The 23,146-nt window shown below is 65.7% G+C and carries 18 protein-coding genes and 4 tRNA genes; 12 read left to right on the forward strand and 10 right to left on the reverse strand.

The window, feature by feature from the left end:
• Positions 1 to 73: 73 nt before the first annotated feature.
• Together ACQPZ2_RS16820 and ACQPZ2_RS16825 are read right to left on the reverse strand one after the other, a co-directional pair.
• Positions 74 to 838 carry an ABC transporter permease gene (locus ACQPZ2_RS16820; protein ID WP_433526405.1) on the reverse strand — a complete coding sequence of 255 codons (765 nt, stop codon included), beginning with the start codon at positions 836 to 838 and terminating at the stop codon, positions 74 to 76.
• A 42-nt stretch (positions 839 to 880) separates the two neighbouring features.
• On the reverse strand, positions 881 to 1,768 hold the full coding sequence (locus ACQPZ2_RS16825) for an ABC transporter ATP-binding protein (protein ID WP_433526406.1): 888 nt from the start codon (positions 1,766 to 1,768) through the stop codon (positions 881 to 883).
• A gap of 101 nt (positions 1,769 to 1,869) precedes the next feature.
• On the opposite strand from ACQPZ2_RS16825, the gene ACQPZ2_RS16830 reads away from it, so the two are divergent.
• Complete coding sequence (locus ACQPZ2_RS16830; RefSeq protein WP_433526407.1) at positions 1,870 to 2,622, forward strand: alpha/beta fold hydrolase; 753 nt, start codon at positions 1,870 to 1,872, stop codon at positions 2,620 to 2,622.
• A 5-nt stretch (positions 2,623 to 2,627) separates the two neighbouring features.
• Here the strand turns inward: ACQPZ2_RS16830 and ACQPZ2_RS16835 are convergent, their stop codons facing one another.
• Both ACQPZ2_RS16835 and ACQPZ2_RS16840 read right to left on the reverse strand, forming a co-directional pair.
• Positions 2,628 to 3,167, reverse strand: coding sequence for a GNAT family N-acetyltransferase (locus ACQPZ2_RS16835; protein ID WP_433526408.1), 540 nt, complete (start codon positions 3,165 to 3,167; stop codon positions 2,628 to 2,630).
• Positions 3,164 to 4,390 (reverse strand): MFS transporter, encoded by a 1,227-nt coding sequence (locus tag ACQPZ2_RS16840; protein WP_433526409.1) that lies wholly within the window; start codon positions 4,388 to 4,390, stop codon positions 3,164 to 3,166. The genes ACQPZ2_RS16835 and ACQPZ2_RS16840 overlap by 4 nt, the downstream gene beginning before the upstream one ends.
• A gap of 198 nt (positions 4,391 to 4,588) precedes the next feature.
• Between ACQPZ2_RS16840 and ACQPZ2_RS16845 the strand changes: the two genes are divergently transcribed.
• The 4 genes from ACQPZ2_RS16845 (at position 4,589) to ACQPZ2_RS16860 (ending at position 10,178) form a co-directional block, all read left to right on the forward strand.
• Positions 4,589 to 5,818: a cytochrome P450 family protein gene (locus ACQPZ2_RS16845; protein WP_433526410.1), complete on the forward strand. Its 1,230-nt coding sequence runs from the start codon at positions 4,589 to 4,591 to the stop codon at positions 5,816 to 5,818.
• Positions 5,819 to 5,966: 148 nt separating this feature from the next.
• Positions 5,967 to 7,283: a cytochrome P450 gene (locus tag ACQPZ2_RS16850; RefSeq protein WP_433526411.1), complete on the forward strand. Its 1,317-nt coding sequence runs from the start codon at positions 5,967 to 5,969 to the stop codon at positions 7,281 to 7,283.
• 51 nt (positions 7,284 to 7,334) lie between these two features.
• The gene (locus ACQPZ2_RS16855; RefSeq protein ID WP_433526412.1) at positions 7,335 to 8,858 is read left to right on the forward strand and encodes a flavin-containing monooxygenase; all 1,524 of its coding nucleotides are present in this window, start codon (positions 7,335 to 7,337) and stop codon (positions 8,856 to 8,858) included.
• A gap of 408 nt (positions 8,859 to 9,266) precedes the next feature.
• Complete coding sequence (locus ACQPZ2_RS16860) at positions 9,267 to 10,178, forward strand: LysR family transcriptional regulator (RefSeq protein WP_433526413.1); 912 nt, start codon at positions 9,267 to 9,269, stop codon at positions 10,176 to 10,178.
• Positions 10,179 to 10,183: 5 nt separating this feature from the next.
• Here the strand turns inward: ACQPZ2_RS16860 and ACQPZ2_RS16865 are convergent, their stop codons facing one another.
• Entirely contained in the window at positions 10,184 to 11,374 is a 1,191-nt protein-coding gene (locus tag ACQPZ2_RS16865) for a hypothetical protein (RefSeq protein WP_433526414.1), read from the reverse strand.
• Between the two features lie 400 nt (positions 11,375 to 11,774).
• Between ACQPZ2_RS16865 and ACQPZ2_RS16870 the strand changes: the two genes are divergently transcribed.
• Positions 11,775 to 12,758: a hypothetical protein gene (locus tag ACQPZ2_RS16870; RefSeq protein WP_433526415.1), complete on the forward strand. Its 984-nt coding sequence runs from the start codon at positions 11,775 to 11,777 to the stop codon at positions 12,756 to 12,758.
• Here the strand turns inward: ACQPZ2_RS16870 and ACQPZ2_RS16875 are convergent.
• Positions 12,730 to 13,980: a sigma factor-like helix-turn-helix DNA-binding protein gene (locus tag ACQPZ2_RS16875; RefSeq protein WP_433526416.1), complete on the reverse strand. Its 1,251-nt coding sequence runs from the start codon at positions 13,978 to 13,980 to the stop codon at positions 12,730 to 12,732. The genes ACQPZ2_RS16870 and ACQPZ2_RS16875 overlap by 29 nt on opposite strands.
• 191 nt (positions 13,981 to 14,171) lie before the next feature.
• Between ACQPZ2_RS16875 and ACQPZ2_RS16880 the strand changes: the two genes are divergently transcribed.
• On the forward strand, positions 14,172 to 15,179 hold the full coding sequence (locus ACQPZ2_RS16880; RefSeq protein ID WP_433526417.1) for an MASE1 domain-containing protein: 1,008 nt from the start codon (positions 14,172 to 14,174) through the stop codon (positions 15,177 to 15,179).
• Positions 15,180 to 15,194: 15 nt separating this feature from the next.
• Here the strand turns inward: ACQPZ2_RS16880 and ACQPZ2_RS16885 are convergent, their stop codons facing one another.
• From ACQPZ2_RS16885 to ACQPZ2_RS16900, 4 genes are all read right to left on the reverse strand, one after another.
• Positions 15,195 to 15,755, reverse strand: a complete 561-nt coding sequence (locus ACQPZ2_RS16885) for an SUKH-4 family immunity protein (protein ID WP_433526418.1) — start codon at positions 15,753 to 15,755, stop codon at positions 15,195 to 15,197.
• 69 nt (positions 15,756 to 15,824) lie between these two features.
• Positions 15,825 to 15,899 (reverse strand) — tRNA-Val (locus ACQPZ2_RS16890).
• A gap of 1 nt (position 15,900) precedes the next feature.
• Positions 15,901 to 15,971: transfer RNA gene (locus ACQPZ2_RS16895), tRNA-Cys, on the reverse strand.
• A gap of 45 nt (positions 15,972 to 16,016) precedes the next feature.
• A tRNA-Gly gene (locus tag ACQPZ2_RS16900) sits at positions 16,017 to 16,089 on the reverse strand.
• A gap of 515 nt (positions 16,090 to 16,604) precedes the next feature.
• On the opposite strand from ACQPZ2_RS16900, the gene ACQPZ2_RS16905 reads away from it, so the two are divergent.
• From ACQPZ2_RS16905 to ACQPZ2_RS16925, 5 genes are all read left to right on the forward strand, one after another.
• A tRNA-Val gene (locus ACQPZ2_RS16905) sits at positions 16,605 to 16,676 on the forward strand.
• 357 nt (positions 16,677 to 17,033) lie between these two features.
• The gene (locus ACQPZ2_RS16910) at positions 17,034 to 19,298 is read left to right on the forward strand and encodes a SulP family inorganic anion transporter (RefSeq protein ID WP_433526419.1); all 2,265 of its coding nucleotides are present in this window, start codon (positions 17,034 to 17,036) and stop codon (positions 19,296 to 19,298) included.
• A gap of 279 nt (positions 19,299 to 19,577) precedes the next feature.
• Positions 19,578 to 21,833: a SulP family inorganic anion transporter gene (locus ACQPZ2_RS16915; RefSeq protein ID WP_433526420.1), complete on the forward strand. Its 2,256-nt coding sequence runs from the start codon at positions 19,578 to 19,580 to the stop codon at positions 21,831 to 21,833.
• 70 nt (positions 21,834 to 21,903) lie between these two features.
• Positions 21,904 to 22,329 (forward strand): TIGR02611 family protein, encoded by a 426-nt coding sequence (locus ACQPZ2_RS16920; RefSeq protein WP_433526421.1) that lies wholly within the window; start codon positions 21,904 to 21,906, stop codon positions 22,327 to 22,329.
• Positions 22,326 to 23,000 carry a (2Fe-2S)-binding protein gene (locus ACQPZ2_RS16925; RefSeq protein ID WP_433526422.1) on the forward strand — a complete coding sequence of 225 codons (675 nt, stop codon included), beginning with the start codon at positions 22,326 to 22,328 and terminating at the stop codon, positions 22,998 to 23,000. Before ACQPZ2_RS16920 ends, ACQPZ2_RS16925 begins: the two co-directional genes overlap by 4 nt.
• The last annotated feature ends 146 nt before the right edge of the window (positions 23,001 to 23,146 follow it).

The following is a 23,146-nucleotide window of genomic DNA, read 5'->3' on the forward strand; positions in this document are numbered from 1 at the left end:
GAGAAGTATCCCTTCCAGAATGCGGAGAGCGGTAAACGGGGCGGACCGTGTCGGCCCGCCCCGTATCGGTCGATCAGACCGCCAGATCGCGGCGATCGAAGGCGGCCAGCGCCAGCACCAGGGCGACCGCGGCCACGACGACCAGCACCACCAGGTGGATACCGTTCCAGCCGTGTACCAGTGGAGCGCCCCCATTGGCCCAGTAGAAGGGCGACAGCTTGCGCACGAAATCACCGCCGAGGTTATTGGCCAGATAGCCCGCCACCGCGATCAGCGACGCCGAACCCAGTGTCACCGAACGCTTTCCGGTGGCCGCGCCGATCAGTAGCGTGATCGCACCGACGACCAGTGCCAGCAATCCGAGCCCCGCGCTCGCGGCCACGATATTGCCGGTGGATACCTCCAGCCCACCCTGCTCGGCCCCGGCGATAACGCTCAGGGTGAGCACGGTGGTGGCGATCGCGATCTGCACGGCCAGTGCGGCGAATCGCTGCAGCAGCAGATTCATCCGGTTGATCGGTTGTGCGAGAAGCAGATCCAGTATCCCGTTCTCCTCCTGCGCCACCGAACGGCTGGCGAAGGTGACCGCGAAGATCAGCATAAGTAGCAGACCCATCAACGAATACACCGTCGCGTTCAAATATCCACTGGCGCTGGCGAAGTCGCTGACGCCCATGGCCTCGTACATCGTGTTCTGCTTGATATCGAGCGAGCCCTGCTCCTTCAGCGACTGGTAGGACGGCAGATACATCATCGGGATGACGGCGAAACCGATCGACCAGCCGATCAGGCCGCGCCCCTGTTCGGTCGAGGTCTGCGTGAAGACCGAGCGAGTCATGGCGAATTCTCCTGTGCGACAAATAATTCGGATGATGGGTGGTCAGCGTCCGTAGCGGCTGAAGAAGATCTGTTCGAGATCCGGCTCGGTGGACAGCACGCTCACCAGCTGGTATTTCGCGGCCATCTTGAACAGCCCGTCGACCTCGCCTTCGGTGGTGCAGCGCAGAGTTTTTCCGTCGACGGTCAGATCGCGTACACCGGGCAGTCTGGCGAAGTCGTCGCCGAAAATGTCCTCGCCGAAGACCAATTCGACCGAGCGCGGCGAACGCCTGCGCAGATCCTCGACATTCTCGGTGCCGAGCAGCTGGCCGGCGCGCATTATGACCGCCCGATCGGCGGTCTGCTGCACCTCGCTGAGAATGTGCGAGGACATGAACACCGTCTGCCCGTTGCGTTTGGCCGCGCCGATGAGATCCAGAAAGCGTTGCTGCAGTAGCGGATCCAGTCCGGAGGTGGGTTCGTCGAGAATCAGCAGATCCGGGTTGTGCATGAAGGCGGCGATTATGCCGACCTTCTGCTTATTGCCCTTGGACATCGCGCCAACCTTTTTCGACAGGTCCAGATCGAGCAGATCGGCCAGGTCGGTGATCCGATCCGGTGCGACATCGCCGTGTAGATCGGCGAGGAAGGCGAGCAGGTCACGAGCGGTATTGCGACCCTCGATCTCGAGTTCGCCCGGCAGGTAACCGATGCGCCTGCGCAATTGCGCACCACCGACGCGTGGCTCGATGCCGAACACCTCGACACGGCCCGAAGTCGGTCGGATCAGATCCAGCAGGATGCGGATGGTGGTGGACTTTCCCGCACCGTTGGGCCCGAGAAACCCGAACACCTCGCCCTGGCCGACCTCGAGGTTCAGATCGGTGAGTGCGACATGCTTGCCGTAGTGCTTGGTCAGGCCCTCGGTGCGGATCGCGGCGGTGGTCATGATGCTCCTTTTGTTCCTGCATGTTCCGCAAAGACTGTTATGTTCAGTAAATGCTGAACATAAAGAACTTGTCAACCTATGGGTCGGGCTACGATCCGGTCATGACGACGTTCAAGACCTGGGACGGGCTGGAGCTCAATTACCGCGTGTGGGAGGGCGAAGGCAGCCCGGTCGTACTGCAGCACGGGGTAGTGGCCGATACGAATGCCAACTGGATGGCAACCGGGGTGGTCGGCGCCCTGCAGGCGGCCGGGCACACCGTGGTGTCACTGGATGCGCGCGGACACGGTCGTTCCGAGAAACCCCATGATCCGGCGCGGTATTCATGGGCGGGGATGGCGCGCGACGTCACCGCGCTCTACGACGAGCTGGGCTTCGATGACGTTGTGCAGGTGGGCTATTCGATGGGCGCGGTCATTTCGCTGCTGGTGGCGGGGGCGGATGAGCGGGTGCGCAAGCTGGCAGTGGGCGGCATCGGCTCCGGTGTGCTCGATTGCGGCGGCGTCGACCGGCGCGTCATCGATATCGACGATCTGCGCGCCGCCATGCGAGGTGACGGCGCGGGCACACCACCGATCGCGATGATGTTCCGCATCCTCGCCGACGCGGTGCGCGCCGACCGCGATGCCATCGAGGCGGTGGCGACCGGCCTGGACGACGAGCCGATAAAGACCCTGGCCGAGATCACCATGCCGAGCCTGGTACTGGCGGGCGATAAGGATCCGTTCGCCGCCGAGCCCGATCGACTCGCGGCCGCACTGCCAGATGCGACATTGCGGATCGTGCCCGGCGATCACCTGATGGCCGTCGTGGATCCGAGCTTCCATGCGGCATTGGTCGAGTTCGTGGCCTGAGCCGGTCAGAAAACCCGGCGCATCACGAAATCGTGATGCAACTGGCTGCCCACGGTGAAGGTCTTGGTGCCGACCCGCTCGAACCCGTGCTTGAGATAGAACCGCTGGGCGCGTTCATTCTCCTCGTTGACCCCGAGCCACACCCCGGCAACCGCCTCCTCGCGAGCCTGCTCCAGCGATGCGTTCATCAGCGCCTTCGATACGCCGGCGCCATGGTGACCGGGCAGTACGTACATCTTGCTGATCTCGACGGCCGGGCGCAGGTCGACGGCCTTGGCGACGTCGGGATCGGCCGGGTCGCCGTAGTGCAACATCGCGTAGCCGACGATATCGCCGCCCGCGACCGCCTTGAGCACGATCCGGGCGGGGTCGGTCAGATATTCGCCGAAGCGTTCACCGGAGAGCACCTCGGCGATGAAGATCTCGATATCGTCCGCGGTGGCGTGCGGTGGACAGGCGAGCGGAAAGGTCGCGGCCGCAACGTCACTGAGGGCCTCGGCGTCCCACAATCCGGCCCGGTCGACGGTGACTGGGATGTTGCTCATGTGTCCAGTACAGCACGACCTCCGTTCGAAGCGGAAAGCTCATCCGGTTCGGAACGGGAATGGAATACACGTGCGAGTCCGATAACGATTGCCATGAACAGGACCGGGATCACGAAACCGATCCGATGTCCGAACCCGGCGGCAATCGCGCCGACCAGCCCGCCGCCGACGAGGGTGCCAACGTAGTTGAACAGATTCAGGCGCGCGATCAGTGCGTCGAGTTGCCGTCCGCTGGTCAGTTGTCCGGCCTCGCTGAAGCACAGCGGTGCGACGACGCCGGTTCCGAAACCGCCGATCAGGAAGCCGACGATCGCGACCACCGGCCCGGGCGCCACTACCGCGACGGCCAGTCCGAGCACGCCGATCGCCCCCGCGATGCGCACCACCCGGCGTCCGCCGAGCTGCCGCACCCACAGATCCCCGCTCAGCCTGGCGGCCAGCGACGCACACTGGTAGACCGCCAACGCCAACGCCGCGGTGGACGAACTGGCGAGCAGATCCTCCTTCAGATACAACGCCGACCAGTTGCTGACGGCGAGATCGATCGCGAAAACGAGCGATGCCGCGATGCCGAAGGCGAGGTACATCCGCAGCGGAACCATGCCGGATGCTGAGGATTCGCTGTCGGTCACCTCCGCTGGTCCGGACTCGGCCTCCGCGGCGCCGAGCAGGCGTTGGCCGGTCACCAACCCGACCACGAGGACTACGCCCGCCGCCGCCAACAGCGATTCGCGCAGCGTGACGTCCAATGCCTCGCAGGCGGATACGAACAGCGCGCCGAGGATCGATCCGGCACTCCACGCCCCGTAGAACGAGGACAGGATGAATGTCCCGTACCCGTGCTGAATGAATACACCCTGCATATTCGTGCTCGCATCGACGATGCCGACCGCGATTCCGTAGCACCCGAGGGCGATCGCCAGCACAGGGATATTCGGGGCCAGCGCGATGGCGCATCCGGTGACCGTGATCCCCAGCAGTCCGATCCGTACCGTGACCCGGCTCGACCACCGCGTGGCCACCTGCTCGGCCGCCACGCTACCGACGCCGGCGAGGATCGAAACCAGCACCACCGCACCGACGATCAGGCCATCGGACAGGTCGAAGCGATCCTTCTGCTGGGGCAGTTCGGTGAGCACCACCGCGAAGAAAAAGCCCTGCAACCCGAAGGCGAACGAATTCGCGATCCGGGCTCCGCGCAGGACGGGAGAAATCGATCCCATCTGCGGAGAGTATCGGCCCGGCCGTAGCCGTGCCCGGGTAGACGGTCGCGGTCATCCTTTTGGTGGATGCGGCGCGCGCGACGGTCATCCTTTGGTCCGATTCGGTCGCCGCGGTCGATACGCGGGTGGTCGAGATCGATATCGCGTGCCACTATCGAAGGGGCGCAAGACAACTCGCGAACGGGGAAGGGCCGTCGAATGAGAAAGCTGCCGCAGGATTTCTTTCGTACACCGTATGCCTTCTACGAGGAGCTGCGCGCCGAAGGTCCCGTGCACCCCATCGAGTTGAATAGCGGCGTTCGCGCTTGGCTGGTGGTGGATCTGGACGTCGCGCGCGAGGTGCTGCGTCATCCGGCAATCCGCAAAGACCCGCGCACCGACGCCAGCCGCAAGGCCCGTGGTCTGCCCACCGGTGACACCGGCGTCGGCGCGGTAAATGCCCGGATCAGTTACCACCTGCTGAATACCGATCCGCCGGCGCACGCCCGGCTGCGGCGACTGGTCGCCCCCGCATTCGCACCCGCTCGGATCGAGGCATTGGCCCCGCGCGTGCTGGCCATCGCCGACGACCTCCTGGACCGGATCGCCGCGGACGGCATGGGCCCGGTGGATCTGTTGTCGGAGTACGCGTTTCCGCTGCCCATCACCGTCATATGCGAACTACTCGGTGTGCCGGTGGCCGATCGCGCGGATTTCCGGGAGTGGTCGCGCATCATCGTCGAGATATCGACCGCGACCCCCGAGGAGGTCCGGCACGCGACCGATGCCATCGCCGACTATTTCGAGCAGCTGATCACACGGCGGCGGGCCGAGGGGCTGGGGGAGGACCTCGTCTCGGACCTGATCGCCGCCAGTGCCGACGGTGACCGTCTCACCGACGACGAGCTGATCTCCATGGTGTTCCTCATCCTGGTCGCGGGTCACGAGACCACGGTCAATCTGATCGGCAATACCGTGCTCACCCTGCTGTCGGAACCGGCGCGTTATCGTGCTCTGCACCGGAATCCCGAGGCGGTGCCCGCCCTGATCGAGGAGATGCTGCGCTACGACGGTCCGGTGAACGTCGCGACCTTGCGCTACACGACCGAATCGATCACGCTGGGCGGCACCGAGATTCCCGCGGGCCAGATGGTGCTCGTCGCGCTGGGTTCGGCCAATCACGACGAACGGCACTTCGGCGACGCGGCTCAGTTCGACCCGGAGCGTTCCGCATCTGGCCACTTGGCATTCGGCCACGGCATCCACTACTGCCTGGGTGCGGGTCTGGCTCGGCTGGAGGCGCGCATCGCGATCACGAGGTTGGTCGAGCAGTATCCGGATCTGCGCTTGGCGGCCGCCGGTGGTGAATTGCGCTGGCGGGAGAGCATGCTCATCCGGGGGTTGCAGGATCTGCCGGTCGAATTGGCAGGGGCACCCGCACTGCGTTGAATGCGGCGTTCGGGTGGTGCGCAGAGCGGCGGACGGCCCCGCTGATCAGGCGTTGTGCCCCAGGGGCTTCCGCAACGCCGGACAACTGTGCAACAGTGCAGAGAACCGGGCGTAACGATGCGTCCGGCGCCGGACGCGGAGGGAAACGATGACTGCGGCGTATCCACCCGGTCCGCCGATCCCCGCATTCCTACAGGGCTTGCTGTACATCCGTAACCGCGCCCAGGTGCTGCCGCCGCTGCGGCGGCGCTACGGCGATGTCTTCTCGCTGCATGTGCCGCCGTTCGCGCAGAACCTCGTGGTATTCACCCGCCCCGAACACATCAAGGAGATCTTCGCGGGCGACCCACGTGACCTGCACGCGGGTGAAGGCAACCAGATCCTCGGCCCCGTCATGGGCCAGCATTCGGTGCTGATGACCGACGAGGCCGAACACGCAAGGGCGCGCCGATTGCTCATGCCCGCATTCAATGGCGCGGCCCTGCGCGGCTATCGCGATCTGGTCGCCGAGATCGCGGCCGCGGAGGTCGACCGCTGGCGGCCCGGTTCGATGGTGATCACCCTCGACCGGATGAACGCGCTCACCCTCGAGGTGATCATGCGGGTGGTGTTCGGCGTCACCGATGAGCGCACCCGGGCCGTGCTCGCACCGCGGCTGGGCCGCATCGTCGATATCGGGCCGCTGCAGTACATCGGCCTGATGAAACCGGCGCTGCAGAAGTATCCGCCGTGGAAGTCCTTCCACGGCAATATGGCCGCCATCGATGATCTGCTGTACGCCGAGATCACGGCCCGGCGCACCGCCCCCGACCTGGCCGAACGCACCGACGTCCTGTCCCGGCTATTGCAGGCGGGCGGCGATACCGAGTCCGATCCGCCCCTCACCGACCCCGAACTGCGCGATCAACTCATCACCCTGCTGCTCGCCGGTCACGAAACCACCGCCGCCGCGCTGTCCTGGGCACTGCACGAACTCTCGGTCAACCCGCAGGTACAACGCGATGCCCACGAAGCGGTCCGCATCGATGACGACAAGGCGCTCGAGGCCGTCATGAAGGAGGCGATGCGGATGCGCACCGTCATCCCCGGCGCGGTACGCAAACTCACCAGGGATATGACCATCGGCGGCTGGGAGCTGCCCGCGGGCACCGTGGTCAGCTGTTCGATCCTGCTGGCGCACCGCAGCCCGGCCAACCATCCCGACACCGGGACCTTCCGTCCGTCACGCTTCCTCGACGGCGAGGTCGAACCGAATACCTGGCTGCCCTTCGGCGGCGGCGTGCGCCGCTGCATCGGCGCCGGATTCTCGCTGATGGAGGGCACCACGGTGCTGCGCGAGATCCTGTCCCGCTACACCCTGGCCCCGCCCGAGGGGGCGAAACGCGAGCGCGGACGGGTGCGCAATATCACCACCGTGCCGCGCGACAAGGCCAGGATTGTAGTCACTCCCCGTTCAACTTCGTGAAATCGCACCGAGGCTTTGCCGCATTCGCGCGAGCGACGTAATCTCCGTGCCATGACGAGCGGGAACCGCATCGCAATCGTAGGTGCGGGCATCGCAGGCCTCGCCTGCGCGAAGGTGTTGCGCCGGGAAGGTTTTCCGGTCGAGGTATTCGATCGGGCCTCGGACGTCGGCGGAGTGTGGAGTGCGACGCGCCGGTATCCCGGCCTGCGCGCACAGAACAGCAAACACACATATCACTTCTCCGACTTCCCGATGCCCGATGACTATCCGCGCGTGCCGGATGGGCAGCAGATGCAGCAGTACCTCGACGGGTACGTGCGGCACTTCGGCTTCGGCGAGAGTCTGCGCCTCGGCACCGAGGTGGTCGCGGCCGATCCGGTCGACAGTGGTTGGTTGCTGGAGATCCGCGACCACCTCGGTGTCCATCGCACATCCTGCGACCATCTGGTCATCGCCAACGGAATATTCAGTGAGCCCGCGGTGCCCGACTTTCCGGGCGTCGAGCGGTTCCGGCAGGCGGGCGGGCAGATCGGGCACGCCTCGGAGTTCCTGGATATCGAGTGGGCGCGCGGCAAATCTGTCGTGGTGGTCGGCTATGGCAAGTCGGCCTGCGATATCGCCGAGGCGGTCAGTCACGTCGCGGCCTCGACGAATGTGGTCGCCCGCCGACTGCTGTGGAAGATGCCGCGCAAATTGGCGCGCGGACTGGTCGACTACGAACGGCTGATGCTGACCAGGCTGGGGGAGGCGCACTTCCGCTATCAGGAGCTCGGGCGGATCGAACGGTTCCTGCACGGTTCCGGGCACAGCTTCCGTGACAGCAACCTCGATGTGATCCAGGAACTCGCCACCAAGAAGTCGCATCTGCGCGAGCTGGGGCTGGTGCCGGAGGGGCGCTTCGAGGATATCGCGGAGAGCACGGTCAGCCTGGTCACCGAGGATTTCTTCGAGCGGGTGGGGATGGGACTGATCGCGGTGCACCGCGAGAGCACCATCACCGAGATGGCCGCGAACCAGGTGCGACTGTCCAACGGCACGACCCTGCAGGCCGATATCGTCATCTGCGCCACCGGGTTCCACCAGCGGGTGCCGTTCCTGACCCCGTACGTGCAGCGTCAGCTCACCGATGACGAGGGCAATTTCCGCCTGTACCGGCAGATCTTGCCGATCGGCGTGCCGAATCTGAGCTTCGTCGGGTACAACTCCTCGGTCATCAGCACGCTCAGCGCCGAGGTCGGTGCGCACTGGACCGCCGCACTGTTGCGCGGCCGCCTTGCCCTGCCGACGCAGGAAGAGATGACCGCGCACGTCGATGAGCGGCTGAGCTGGATGGCCGAACGCACGGGTGGCCACCACGCGCACGGCGGCGCCATCACCCCGTTCTCGATTCACAATATCGATGAGATGCTCGCCGACCTGAAATTCCGGCTGCCGCGTAGAACCCGTGCGGCACAATGGTTCCGGATGATCAAGCCGTCTTCGTATCGTGGGCTCGCGGAACGGTCGAAAGGGCCGGTAGTGACATCGGCGCCGGAATTGGCGCCTCAGGTCTCCGCCGAACAGCGCACGCCGTAGGTCGATTGCCCGGAGTGCGCCTGGGGATTGCGGGCGTTCTCCTCGGCGCTCAACGTGTGGTAGGTCGGACCCGGCGTCGCGTATGGAGCACGTACAGGTTCGACCGACGTCGACGATCACCGGCGGGGGATCTCTCGGCTCTCGTCGGCCAATGGCCCCGGCGATGGTAGCCGCCGGGGATACGGGATAGGAACAAAGTCCGTTTCCCTCTGCGAGGCACCTCGATTTACCCAGTGCGACTGTGGATTTCGAGTCGAAGAAGTTCACGGTGTGACCGGCGTCGCACGGGCGTGCCGTCATCCCGGCCGGAGTCGGCAATCGGGCCGGACAGCGCCGTCGAGGTCGGCACCGCGGATTATCACCAGTGCAATGTTGGTTACCAGCCTTTCCGTTCTGGATAATCCAGGAGTGGACGCCCTCGACATGAATCTGCTGGTTGCTCTGGATGCGCTGCTGGAGACCAACAGCGTCACCCAGGCCGCCGAGCGGCTACACACTTCGGCGCCCGCGATGAGCCGAACGCTGGCCAGGCTGCGTCACGTGCTCGGCGATCCGCTGCTGGTGCGCGCGGGCCGCAATCTGGTGCCTACGCCGCGCGCACTCGAATTGCGTTACGAGGTAAGCGTTCTGGTGGAGCGAGGGCGGACGCTGCTCACCCCGCGCGGCGCACTCGACCCGGCCACGCTCAAGCGCGACTTCGCCGTGCAGGCGGGCGATATGGTCCTCGGGGAATTGACGACGCCGCTGCTGGCCGCCGTCCGCGCACAGGCGCCCGGCGTGACACTGCACCTACTCCCGGATCGCGACGAGGGCACCGCCGCACTGCGTGACGGTCGCGTCGATATCGAGGTCGGCGTCATCGAGCACACTGATCCCGAGACCTCCGTGCAACGCGTCCTGCGCGACCGCGTGATCGGCGTTGCCGCACCGCAACATCCGCTGATCACCGACCGTGTGACCGTGGCGCGGTTCGCCGCCGCCGCCCACCTCGGCATCTCCCGCCGGGGTCGCGCCCGCGGCCCCATCGATGACCGCTTGGCCCTGCACGGCCGCACACGCCGCGTCGTGGCCACTGTCCCCGACCTCACCAGCGCCCTGCTCGCGGTCCGCTCGGGTGATCTGATCTGCGCCGTCCCCGCCGCCCTCACCGCGACAACGCGCACCGCACTCGGCTTGTGCGCCTTCGAAATCCCCCTGCCCCTCCCCGAAATCGCCATCGCCATCGCGTGGCACCCCCGTAATACCGCCGACAACGCCCACCGATGGCTACGCGAATTGATCCGCGGCACCCTCACCGGGCTGGACTCGTCCGGCCGGTGACCAGCTCAGCCCTCGGTGCGGATCGCGAAGTTCGGATCCACGCCGGATAGTTCGTTCGGCGCGGAGGACGGTTCCGGGCGACCGAAGGGGCCGTGCGGGTTGCGCTTGAGTTCGTCGAGCATGGCCTGCAGCTTGTCGACGTGCGAGGTGTCCTCGCCGGTCCCCGCGCGGTGCGCGCCAGGGGACAGTGCGCCGTTGTCCTCGGTGCGTGGTGCGGTCATACCGCTGTCGGGACGGGTTGTCGGCGTTGGGGATTCATAGCCGTTGCGGGGCGGGGACGTGAGCGGCTCCAAGCGGCCGTTGCTCGAGCCGACCGAGCCGTAGTCGAGCCGGTCGCCGGTGGTCGTGGGTTGGGAGTTGGTGTAGGTCGGCGCGGAAGGTTCCGTGCCGGCCGGTGTGGCCGAGTCGAGCCATTCGGGTCGCGAGGTGGGTGCGGAGAGCGGCTCGCTGCGATAGGTCGGGGGGACCGCGGGCGGGACGGGCTGCGGTGTCCGTGCGGGGAGGGGCAGAGAGTCGTTGGGCGTTGCGGGGCCGAATGGTTCGAGGTGTTCGGTGCGGGTGATCGGCGCGGTGAATTCGGTCCGTGCGGGGCGGGGCGCGCTGTCTTCGGGCGCTTTCAGCCGCTCGTTGCGCCCGGTCGTCGCGTCCAGAGGTCCGGTCGGGGTCGCTAAGCGCCCGTTGGCTCCGGTCGTCGGCGTGACGAGCTCGTTGCGGCCGGTCTTGGGCTCGAGGCGCTCGCTGGTTCCGGTGGTGTCGGGGCGGTTGTTGCGTCCGGTCGGCGTTTGGCTGAGCACGGTGGTGATGTCAGGGAGGTCGTTGCGGCCGGTCTCGGCGTGCGCGCTCGTGGTGTCGGCTCGCCCGTTTACGGCATCGAGACGGTCGCGACGTGACGGAATCGGTTCGCGCCGTTCCCTGGTCGCGGGCACGGGCTCCGGGCGGACCCGCAGCGCGGGTTCGGCCGGTTCGTCACTGGGCTCGACGGTGACGACCTGCTCCAACCGTGACCCGATCTTCGAAACATCCTCCCCGGTACGGAAAGCCCACGCCTCCAACTTGGCCAGGCGACCGGCCAGGTTACGGTCGTCATCCACGTGGGCGGCGACCGCGTCGAGTTTATTGCTCACCTCGCGCAGGGTCGTCGCGAGACTCGACAAGAGTGCGCCGATCGATTCGCCACTCCGCTCGTCGTGGTCCATCCCATACCTTCTTCCCCGTATCGCCCGAAACTCCGCTCGTGGCCGGCCGATTCTATCTGTCGATCGGTACCGACGCGGTTCGAGGATCGGCCGTGGCCGCGCCGTGCACCTTTCGTCCGGTTACGCGGCGGCGCTCGTTCGCTCGTTCGGCGGCATCGGCCGTGTCCAAGGAATGGCCGCAACTATCAATCACCGGAATAACTGTGGCAATGCTCTCGCGTGTCGCACTGAAATCGCTTGTGAGACAGCACACATCGGCTGGTCGGAGCGTGTTCGCGGGTTGTGGCGCACCCGAGCGCGGGGTATAGGGGGCTGGCGGGCGGGCCAAAGCTGACGCACTCTTGATCTATGGCGTAGGTCGTACCTGACCTGCGGTGGTTTTGGGCAGGGGTGAGGTCGCGTGAGAACGAAGCAGCGCGTCGAGCGGGCGTGCGGGCGTCGGGCGATGCTCGCCGAATTGGGATTGTCGGACGGTCGCGTCGCGGACACCCGGGTGCCGGATGGTCGCGCACCCGTCGGCGGAGCGGTGGGGGCAGGGGGATACGGCTGCACATGTCCGGAATGTGCCGCCGCGCAATGGGATATCCAGCGGCTGAAGTATTGGCTGTGCGGTCGGCTCGCGTCCTACGGTGCGGAGGTGGCCGAGGTGGACCGCCGGGTGGGTGACGTCCCGGTGGACGTGCTCTGGCGCAGCGGTGATCGGCAGTATGCCATCGAGGTCCGTACCGGCCCGCTGGATCGGGAATCGGCCCAGCACCACACGACGCGGCTGCGCACCTCCGGATGTGACGGGGTGTTGTGGCTGTGCCCGCCGGGCTATTGGGTCGGGCATCTGCCTGCGCTCGGCATCGCCGACTTCGCCCCGCCCGCCTGCGATTACCGGGCCGAAGAGGGCATGTTGGACACTTCGAACAGCGCGGTCGTCCTACCGCGCCGTGAACCCTATGAACTGCGCGATTTCCTGTACGGCTGGGTGCGGGGCGAAATCGTATGGGGCTACCGCGATGTGATGACAGGAGGATGGGCCACCGTGACCGACTGGGAACACCACACGAGGACGCAGGCCAGCGTCATCGCTCGGCAGCGCCAGGAGTTGGTCAACCAACGCACCACGCTGGCCCTGTCTCGAAAATCCGTGCGGGACAAGCAGAAACAGATCATGAAGCTCGCCACCCGGCTGGAACGTGCCGAGGAGTCCGCACAGGAGCGCGCGGACTCGCTGGCCGAGGTCAAGCGCAAGCTCGACAACCACCACCGCGTCGACGCCAGCCTGCGTGCCACCATCGTGAGTCTGCAGAAGGCGATCGGTCACTGGCAGCTGATCACTTATTGCGCGATGATGCTTATCGTGACATTCATCGCGGGAGCGATGTTCGTGCGCTGAGGTGGTCGACCGGGTGGTTGCCGGTCAGCCGGAACGGCGCTCGGTCCCAACGCCATTCGTTGCGCAGCACCAGCGCGATCAGGTCGAGCAGATCCAGCTCGACCTCCGCACGCAACTGCCGCACCACGGACCAGTACACCGGCCCGCGCTCGACCGACTCCCGCAGTCGACTCTCGGCCTCCTCGGCTACTGTGCGCCGCAATAGATCTGGGATCCCGATCTTGCTGCCCGTCCACACCAGCCAACCCCAGCCGTTGGCATGCGCATGTGTGCGGCTTGCCGCCGACTTGATCCGATTGATGTGGAAGCCGACATGTCCCAGCGGTTCGACATCGATCAGGACGACGCGGCCATCGGCCAGCCGTGCGGCGATGGTGGGGTAGTAGCCTCGTTCCGTGCCGTCCATTTCGAAGGTGACCGCACTCGGTTGCTCCTGGAATGTCTCGACCAGATCGCTCGCGTTCACCGTCCGAAGCAGCCGAGCCTCCAAGCCGGAATCGAACCCGACATCGCGTCCGACCTTGTCGAGATAGAACCGCCCGCGTCCTTCGTCGTCGCCGTCGACGGTGCGCGCCGAGGCGATCGGCAGGGGAGCGGGTCCTGGTGCGGAGGCGGGCCAATCGACCTGTCCCAGCCATGAATTCAGCTCACTCGTCGCCAGCGGCTCATGCAGTTTCGCCAACCGCCGGTTCGTCTTCTTCTGCCACCCCATAATCCGCTGCATGACATATCCGGCGACCCGCTTGGCATCCTCGCCCGCATGCCCTGCCAGCCGCAGCTTCAGATAAGCCAACTCGTTGGCGGCCAGATCGGTATCCGTCGCATAGGTTTCCACCAACAGCGCCCGCACCAACTGCTGATCTCGTGCCCCCACCGGGTATCGCGTCCCGAATACCTCGGCCGCCCGATGTCCACTCAGCTGCGCTTCCCGCAGAATCAGCGCCACCGCCCGGGTATGCAACTGTCGAACCCGATCCCGCGACAGATCGAATCGAGCACCGATCCGCGCCAACGTCTCCGGCGCCTCCCCGCTCACCCCGAGCCGAAACCCCACGATGTCGGCATCGCGCCGCTTGCGATCCCCCCGCATCTCGATCAATTCGCCCAATAGCTCGTTGATCTCCTCGAGATCGAACGACACATCCCCGGCGATATCGTCCAGCACCTCGGGATCGGCATAGTCAGTAGCCCGATCCCGCCCATCGGCCTCACTTGCCGTCACCTGCACCCCTGACCACGACTCGGCTCCACTCGATATGTGCGCCGTAGCCTAACGCCGACCACCGACAACCCGGCCCATCCCGCCGATCGCCCACCCAATCGGCCGCATCCGTCTCTGCCCGCTCGGCGTCGCTGTCCGCGCTGTCCTCGATATTTCCTGATCGTTGTGGGAAACGGTTCTATGCTCACGTCGTGGGTCGTTTCCGCAGCAACGCCGAGTTGGCGCTGTGGATCATTGTCGCGGCGGTCGCGTATTTTGCGGCTGCCGAGGTCGGGTTGCGTTTTGCCCTGGTCGGCAATCAAGTCACGCCGCTGTGGCCGCCGACCGGGGTCGCCCTCGCATGTCTGTTCTTATTCGGCCTGCGTGCCTGGCCGGGCATCACGCTCGGCGCGTTGGCGGTGAATGCCTTGCTCGGGCCGACGCTTCCTGCCGTCCTCATGATCGCTCTCGGCAACACGGTCGCTCCGGTGGTCGCGTACCTGCTGCTCAGAAGGGCCGGGTTCCACAGCGATTTCGTCGGCGTACGTGACGTACTCGAACTCGTCTTCCTCGGTGCCCTCACCGCAATGCTGATCAGCGCGACAGTCGGTACTGTCGCTCTGCTCATGGCCGGTGTGGTTTCCGCACACGGTTTCTGGGGCGCCTGGTTGGTGTGGTGGACCGGCGACGCCATGGGCGTGCTGCTGATCGCACCGCTCATCCTCGTCGGCAAAGGTATTCGCATACCCGAGGTCCGCAGTCCATTACGGGTAATCGAGGCCGCGATGCTCGCGGTGGGCACATTCGTCGTCGCGGTATCGGCCACCGTGGTGTCGGCGAACCTGCTCTTCCTGGTCTTCCCGTTTGTGACCTGGGCCGCGATGCGCTTCCACCTGGCTGGCGCCCTGCCGTGTGCCCTGATCGCCTCGACCGTCGCCATCGTCGCCGTGACCCGTGACTTCCCGGCCTTCAGCGGCCTCGACCTGACCGCCAAAATGATCACCCTGCAAGCATTCAACGGCTCGGTCGCACTGACCGCCCTCATCCACGCCACCATCACCGCCCAACGCGACCGCGCCCGGCGAGCGGTAGACGACACCTGCACCCAACTGGCCCAAACCGTCCTCACCATCAGCCAGGGCCGCCCTTTGGAAGGCGTCATCGACACCGCGCCCCGCCTCCAAACCCAACCTCCCACGCCCGGCACCGACCCGAGCTGAGGCCGTTCCCATCCGCTATGGAGTGCCACACGCGAAATCGTCGGCGAGGTTGTCCCACATCCCAACCCAGTAGTTGCGGTCGTCCTTCATCGCCATAGGGTCGCGGATCGTCGACTGGTGCCACCGGTCGGCCAGGAGACGTTCGCCGATATCACGGTCCGCCTCAGCCAGCTCCCGCACGGTGGTTTGAAAAAGCCCCAGGAGCAACACGAACAGGGCAATGTCGGAATTGACCAGCCGACGGTCGGATGGATCCTCCGCACAGATAAAGAACACCTGATCGGTGGCGACCTCCACAGCTACGCCGCATCCAGGATCGATATCCTCGGCCACGACGATGTATTCGCAGTCTTCCCGCAGGAACGAAAGCCGCAGGTTCCGGACGGGAATGAGGCCCGCCGAGTCGACTGTCTCGATCGCGGGCAGGCCCACGGTCGAGAGGAATTCACGGGTCGGCACCGACAGCCGTGGGCTGACCAGCTCGGGTGGCACCGGTTGAAGATGGTCACCCCAGACCCGACGGATCTCCTCCGCGGTGACCTTGCCGACACGGCTCTGGTCGTTGTTCCCTGTCATCCTCCGCCAATTCTCCCCGCGAAAAACAAGAAAGCCCCGGCAAAAACCGGGGCTGACCTGGAGAAACGGTGGTGCGCGATACTGGGATTGAACCAGTGACCTCTTCCGTGTCAGGGAAGCGCTCTCCCGCTGAGCTAATCGCGCGAGGTGGAGACGGGAATCGAACCCGTGTGCACGGCTTTGCAGGCCGTTGCCTCACCACTCGGCCACTCCACCGTGCGAAGGGGGAAGGCTTTAACTATTGCCTGGCCCTACTCCTCGAGCGGATGACGGGATTCGAACCCGCGACCCTCACCTTGGCAAGGTGATGCGCTACCAGCTGCGCTACATCCGCATTTGCATCTCCGGGGGGCTTGCGGCCCTCCGTGGTGCGAGACAGAACATTAGCCGACGTTCGGCGCAACCTACAAATCCGCTGGTAGAAGAGCCTGAAGTTGAATTACACGGGTGTTGTTCGCGAGGTTGGGTAGGGCGCATCCCGGGGTGAGCGTGCCCGAGCCGTGCCTTTCGCTTGCGCCACACCCGAACCCGCCGTAGGACAGGGGCGTTGGCAAGCGGCGTCGGCCCTGACCAACCATGCCGTCGGGGGCGGGATCGAAGCCGAACCTCGCGCGCTCGGATGGCAAAGCCCGCGAGCCCTGATGGGTGGTCCCGCGGCTGTGCACGTGAACGGCCACTCCGGGACTTACTGCGCCACTTTGCAATTCACGACCCCGCAGCAATGCCAGCCGCAAAGCTCGACGGCCGATCGCCCGTGTCGGGGTGGCGATTTGGTGGGACGCCGGTAGTGCGTGCTAAGGTTCCATCTCGTTCGAACGGCTGCTCTGCCGCCGCTCGAACACCAAGTTCGGTCCCATAGCTCAGCGGGAGAGCGTCCGCCTCACACGCGGAAGGTCGCTGGTTCGAAACCAGCTGGGACCACCCATTGAACGAGGTCGGTGCACAGCGAGTGCCCGGCCTTCTTTCGTATCGGCGCAGTGTCCGCCGCATCTTCGATCGATCCCGACCCGGGATACCTCTTGCCATGCTGTGACTTGGATCACATTTTGATAGCAGTTAGTCCCATTTGCAACACAAGCCTTTCCATGTGCTTTGCGAAGTCTTTACTATTGCGCCTGACCTTCGCGTCATGGGTCACTGCTTCACGAAGCTGCTCCATGCAGAGCAGATGTAGCACCCAGCGTTCTCAGAAAGCTTCGCCCGCCGCTCGCTTTCGATGCCAGTACATGTTCGACCGATGAACCGATCGGCTCCACGCCGTTTCGGCGAAGGAGAATAATGTCCACCGACACCGATCCCGTACCACGGACGTCGCCGCTTCGCGCAAGTCTTCCAGCAAGTCTCGCCGCCGTCGGCCGCCATGACCTACCCGCTTCGGTTGTGGTTTTCCTTGTCGCACTACCACTTTCACTAGGCATCGCGGTCGCCTCGGGCGCGCCGGTTGCCGCTGGACTCATCGCCGCTGTCGTCGGCGGTGTCGTCGCCGGGCTACTAGGTGGCTCGGCCGTGCAGGTCAGCGGGCCGACGGCCAGTCTCACCGTTGTCGTTGCCGAGAGCGTGCACCAGTTCGGTTGGGCCGCTACCTGTTTCATCACCATAGGTGCGGGCCTATTGCAGATTCTGTTCGGGCTCAGTCGCGTTGCGCGAGGCGCGCTCGCCATCGCGCCGGTGGTGGTCCATGCAATGCTCGCCGGTATCGGCGTCATCATCGCGCTGCAACAGGTCCATATTCTGCTCGGCGGCAACTCGCTGAGTTCGTCGTACGCGAGCCTCACCCAGCTGCCGCATCAGTTGATGTCGGTGCACCGCGGTGATCTGGTCGTCGGCCTGGTGGTGATCATCATTCTGATCGGCTGGAGATTCGTCCCGCCCACGATCCGCGTCGTGCCGGGGCCGCTCGTCGCCGTGGTGGTCGCCACGATCCTGTCGCTGATACTGCCGACCCATGTCGAGCGCGTCGTGCTCAATGGTTCGCTGATCGATTCGATCGGTTTGCCCGCGATACCGTCCGGCAGTTGGTTCGCCGTCGCGACGGCCATGGTGACGATCGCACTGATCGCCAGCATAGAGAGCCTGCTCTCGGCGGTCGCCGTGGACAAGACGCGCCCTGACCATCGAACCAATTTCGATCGCGAGCTGATCGGGCAGGGCTCGGCCAATGTGGTGTCGGGTCTGCTCGGTGGTCTGCCGATCGCGGCCGTGATCGTCCGCAGCATTACCAATGCCCACGCTGGGGCGCGGACCAGAGCCGCGACGGTGCTGCACGGTGTATGGATCCTGCTGTTCGCGGTCGCGCTGGCCGGGTTGGTGCAACAGATTCCCAAGGCGGCACTCGCGGGTCTGCTCATCCTCGTCGGCGTACAGCTGGTGAAGCTGGCCCATATCCGGTTGGCTCGGCGCAACGGCGATCTGTTCGTCTACGTGGCAACGGTACTGGGCGTGGTGTTCCTGAACCTGTTGCAAGGCATGGTGATCGGGCTCGTACTCGCCTTCGGCCTGCTGCTGTGGCGGGTGGTGCGGGTTAGCATCCATGCCGAACCGGTGGCCGATACCCGCCGCTGGCTGATCACCATCGATGGCACCTGCACCTTCCTCGCGCTGCCCAAGCTGACAGCAGAACTGGCGAAGGTCCCCGCCGAGGTGGACGTGACCATCGAGATGACGGTCGACTTCCTCGACCACGCCTCCTACGAGCTGATCGCCGACTGGGCCGGTCTGCGTGAGGCCGCCGGTGGCACAGTCGATTTCGTCGAAATCGGCAGCGCGCGGATGGCGACCGCGGTGGCGGGCCCGCCCGAACGTGGGCACTCGCGTCAGGTCATCGATGAGGTCATCGGGCCGTGGCGGCGCACGGGTAACCGGGAGGATCGGATCGCGGCGGGTATCGCCGCCTATCATCGCGGCCACGCCCATCTGATGCGCCCCCATCTGCACGGATTGCGCAACCGGCCCGACGCCGACACCTTCTTCCTGACCTGCGCCGATGCCCGCATCGTGCCGAATGTCATCACCAATAGCGGGCCGGGGGATCTGTTCACCGTCCGCAATGTGGGCAATCTGGTCCCGTCCGGTGGCAGCGATGTCTCGGTGGAGGCCGCGCTGGTCTACGCGCTGGAGAAGCTGGATGTGCGCGCGGTCGTGGTCTGCGGGCACTCCGGTTGCGGGGCGATGGACGCACTGCACCGAGAGGTTCGCACGGGGCCCGGCCTGGGCGACTGGCTCGCGCACGCACGGCCCAGCCTGGACCGGTTCCGGCTCGGACATCCGGTCGCCGATGCCGCGGCATTCGCCGGATTCGGCCCGGTCGATCAGCTGGGCATGGTGAATGTGGCACTGCAACTGGAGCGGTTGCACGCCCATCCGGTGGTCCGGCGCGGGGTGGAGGAACGGGGAGTGGCGGTGTCCGGACTGTTCTTCGATCTCGCGACGGCCCGGGTCATCGAGGTGACCATGGACAGCATTGCCGAGTTCGACGACGAGCTGACGGTCGAAGCGTTCGATGAGTTGGCCGATGTGCGCGGCGTGACTGCCGAGCCCGTCTAGTCGCCGAGTGTGGGCCGAATGATGCGGCCCGACAGGCGAACTCGGCACGGATGTGTCGCGTTTCACACCGATTCGGAGGTATGGATTCGAGCATTTCCAGGCAACTTCTCAGGCTTTGCTAAGTCTTTACTAATAGCCTTGATGCGATTTACATCTCGACCCATCGCTGTGTCGGGAACTGCTTCACCGCGAGATGCCGGTTCGCGGTCTGTGCCCTGCTGGACATTTGGATCGTCAACCGACCTCGGCGTTCGCGCCGAGTCGGCGAAGGAGAAGTCAATGGCTATTGATAGCGCTGTAGCCGCACCACCGTTACCGCCCACTGAACAGGGCGAGGGCCATCGCAGTTCCGAACCTCTGTCCGATCGATTGACATCGATTCTGCGCCACGATCTGCCGTCCTCTATCGTGGTCTTCCTGGTCGCGTTGCCGCTGTCCCTCGGCATCGCGGTCGCCTCCGGCGCGCCCGTCGCCGCCGGACTCATCGCCGCTGTCATCGGCGGCATCGTCGCGGGCACGCTCGGCGGTTCGATATTGCAGGTCAGTGGCCCGGCCGCGGGTCTGACCGTCGTCGTCGCCGAATCCATCAGCCAATTCGGTTGGCGTACAACGACTTTCATTGTCGTTGCGGCCGGTGTGCTGCAAATCCTATTCGGGCTCAGCCGGATTGCGCGGGCCGCATTGGCCGTCGCGCCGGTGGTGGTGCACGCGATGCTCGCGGGCATCGGCATAACCATTGCGCTGCAACAGGTTCACGTGCTGCTCGGTGGGTCCTCGCACAGTTCTGCCTGGAACAACATCGCCCAGTTGCCCTCGCAATTGTTGTCGCTGCACGGTGACGACGCGATCATCGGCGCGGTGGTCATCGCGATCATGCTCGGCTGGCGCCGGATGCCCGCGAAGGTGCGGGCGGTGCCCGGACCGCTGGTGGCGGTCTTGGCCGGCACGGTGCTGTCGCTGGTGCTGCCCTTCGAGGCCGAGCGAATCGTGTTGAACGGCTCGCTGTTCGACGCAATCGGCCTACCGCAGATCCCCAGTGGTAACTGGTCCGCGGTGGCGCTGATGATTCTGACCGTCGCGCTCATCGCCAGCGTCGAGAGTCTGCTATCGGCGGTGGCCGTGGACAAGATGCACACCGGTAAGCGCACCAATTTCGATCGCGAGCTGATCGGTCAGGGCTCGGCAAATGTGCTCTCGGGTCTACTAGGCGGCCTGCCGGTCACCGGCGTGATCGTGCGTAGTGCCACCAACGTGCAGGCGGGTGCGCGCAGCCGTGCCTCGGCTGTGCTGCACGGCTGCTGGATACTGCTGTTCTCGGTCGTCCTGGCCGGGGTGGTGCAGCAGATTCCGAAGTCCGCGCTCGCTGGTCTGCTGATCGTCATCGGTATCCAGCTGGTGAAGCTGGCCCACATCAAGATGGCCAGGCGCACCGGCGATCTGCTCATCTATGTCGTCACCATCCTCGGCGTGGTCTTCCTGAATCTGCTGGAAGGCGTAATCATCGGTCTGGCACTGGCGTTCGGGCTGCTGCTGTGGCGCGTCGTTCGAGTCGCCGTGGCGGCCGTGCAGATTCCCGATTCGCGGCGCTGGCTGCTCACCATCGATGGTTCCTGCACTTTCCTCGCGCTGCCGAAGCTGTCCGCGGAATTCGCGAAGGTGCCCGCAGGCGTGGACGTCACCGTCGAGATGACGGTCGACTTCCTCGACCATGCCGCCTTCGAAGCCATCGAGGACTGGGTGCGGCAGCAGGAAAGCACCGGCGGTGCCGTCGATTTCGTGGAAATCGGCAGTGCGCGGATGGCGCACGCGACCGCCGGTCCGCCCGCCCGCGGATTCGGGCGCGCGGTGCTCGACGAGATCCTCGGCCCGTGGCGCGGCGACGACGCGAATACCGACCGAGTGACCTCGGGTGTCGCCGCCTACCACCGCAGCCACGCCCATGTCGTACGTCCGCATCTGGACGAACTGCGTGACCGCCAGGATCCCGATACCTTCTTCCTGACCTGCGCGGACTCCCGAGTTGTTCCGAACGTCATCACCAACAGCGGTCCCGGTGACATGTTCACGGTGCGCAATGTGGGCAATCTGGTGCCGGACAGCGGTGACGCGTCGGTGGAGGCCGCACTGGTCTTCGCGCTCAACGAGCTGAATGTCCGGTCCATCGTGGTGTGCGGGCATTCGTCGTGCGGTGCCATGAAGGCGCTGCATTCCGGCACCGATGACGGACCGGGGATCGGGCCGTGGCTCGCGCATGCGCACCCGAGCATGGAGCAGTTCCGGCTCGGGCACCCGGTGGCGCAGGCGGCCGCGGCCGTCGGCTTCGGTGAGGTCGACCAGTTGAGCATGGTCAATGTGGCCGTGCAGTTGGAAACGCTGCACCGGCATCCCGCCGTGCGTGCGGCGGTGGCCGAGCGTGGCGTGACGGTGTCGGGTCTGTTCTTCGATATCGCCAGCGCGCGCGTCATCGAGGTGACCGTGAATGGCCTCGCCCATATCGACGACACCGGCGCGCGGGTCACGCCGGAACTCGTCTGAGCCGATGACAGCTGGACCCGCCCGACCTCGCTCGGGCGGGTCCACGCATGTCGCTCGTAGGCTGATGGAGATGAGTGTCGAGTTGGAATCCGAACCCACGCGCACCGGATGGCGCGCCTTCCGCGCCCGGCTGGCCGCGCGGCCTACGCTGAACCTCGCCTACCGGATCGGGGTCGCGGTGGTCGGCATCGCGGTGCTGGTCGTCGGAATCCTGGCGATTCCCTATCCCGGCCCCGGCTGGGCGATCGTATTCGCCGGACTTGGCATTCTCGCCACCGAATTCGCCTGGGCGCGCCGGGCGCTCGGCTGGCTGCGTGACAAGTACCGGCAGGGTATGGCGTGGTACTCCGCACGGGGCCCGGCCATGCGGGTGTTCGCGGCGGTGGCGACCTTCGCGCTGGTCCTCGCGACACTATGGGTATTGGGAACATTCGGGTTGGTCGGCGGCTGGATCGGAGTCGAATGGCAGTGGTTGCACAGTCCCCTGGAACGGTGAACACGGTCCCCGGCCGCACCCTGACCGAACCGGACTGGCTGTCGGCCCGCATCGCGGAAATGGGCCGCTCCTGGGGCACCGCCGAACCGCGCGTATCCGGCACGCTCTGGTGGTGCATGGTCGCATCGGCACTGGTCGAACAACTCGCATGCGCCTACGCGAACGAGAAACCGGCGCCGGTGCCGTTCCTGGACCACCTCGACTGTGCGGTCCGCCCGGACGGCGGCATAGAACGAGTCCATATCCACCCCGTCGCACGTGTGGGCGTAGGGCATGGTCTCGACGGTGACAGCGGTGCACCGCACGAGTCCGACGCCGCGCTCGGCCATGCCTGCGCGCAGGCGTTGCGGGAGACCTTGGCGGCCGTGATCGGCCCCGTAGCGGCGGTCTCCGGTGCGGGAGTGCCCTCACTCTGGGCGATCGCCGCCGATGCCATCGGGAACCGGGCCCTCGACGCCGGGAATCCCGAGGCCGGGACGCGGCTCGCAGGCGAGGTCGGTGGGAAGCTGCCGGTACCGCGGTTCGTGGATGTCGGCGGGCGGACCTTTGTCCGCCGGATCTCGTGCTGCCTGGTCTTCGAGGTGCCCGGCTGCGAAATGTGCACCAGTTGCCCGAAGCGGCCCCCCGCTGAACGCAAGGCACTCCTGGCTCGGCTCGCTGCCGAAAGCTGATCGCCCGCAAGGTATTCGGCGTCCACGCGGCGTACCTGAACATCCGCGACGGGCTGTGTGCGTACTTTCCCGGCATGGGCGTGTGGAGCGAGACTGTTCGCGCGAACCTGGCAGAAATCGCCGGATCGGCCGAGCAGAGCACACTC

Source organism: Nocardia pseudovaccinii (assembly GCF_050942345.1).
In the GTDB taxonomy this organism is placed as follows: Bacteria; Actinomycetota; Actinomycetes; order Mycobacteriales; family Mycobacteriaceae; genus Nocardia; species Nocardia pseudovaccinii.